This window comes from Enterobacter cloacae complex sp. P13B, from assembly GCF_014895915.1.
Lineage (GTDB): Bacteria > Pseudomonadota > Gammaproteobacteria > Enterobacterales > Enterobacteriaceae > Enterobacter > Enterobacter bugandensis.
The window spans coordinates 1-480 of sequence record NZ_JADBQN010000131.1; the positions used below are offsets into that span (position 1 = coordinate 1).

1 protein-coding gene is annotated in these 480 nt (G+C 33.8%); it reads left to right on the forward strand.

What is annotated here, in order from left to right; all coding sequences use genetic code 11:
* A partial coding sequence (locus IM273_RS22275; protein WP_193055670.1) for a hypothetical protein occupies nucleotides 1–480 on the forward strand: 480 nt, incomplete at both ends.

Below are 480 nucleotides of genomic sequence, written 5' to 3' on the forward strand. Positions count from 1 at the left end.
ACTGAATAGTGAAGAAATAAGACAAGATCAAGAAAAGCTGGATAATGATATCTTAATTATTAAAAATACTGACTGGACAAATGAAAGTGAACTAGCCCTTGATGAGGCAAAAAAACTCAATGAATTAGAAAATCAAAGAAGAGTAGGAGCTGAGAGTAAAGCTGCAATATATTTAACAGCTATTACTGCTCTTGCTCCTGTATTAGTCTCGTTAGTTCCCGGTATTATTAGTAGTGGTGGAAATAATGCCTTTGTGGATTTTTTGTCATTTGCAATTTTTGTGTATGCACTTTCTAATTTGCTTAGAGCTGCATTATGGGCTTTTAATACCTTAAAAGTTTCAGCTTCCAATAGAATCGACACGATAGATTTAGTTAGAATTTGGGGGGGAGCCGGAGATGCATACAAAAAAAATTTAATTGTTGAAAATCTTTGTGCTGTTCGAAAAAATAGAGATGGAGTAAATCGTAAGGTAACATG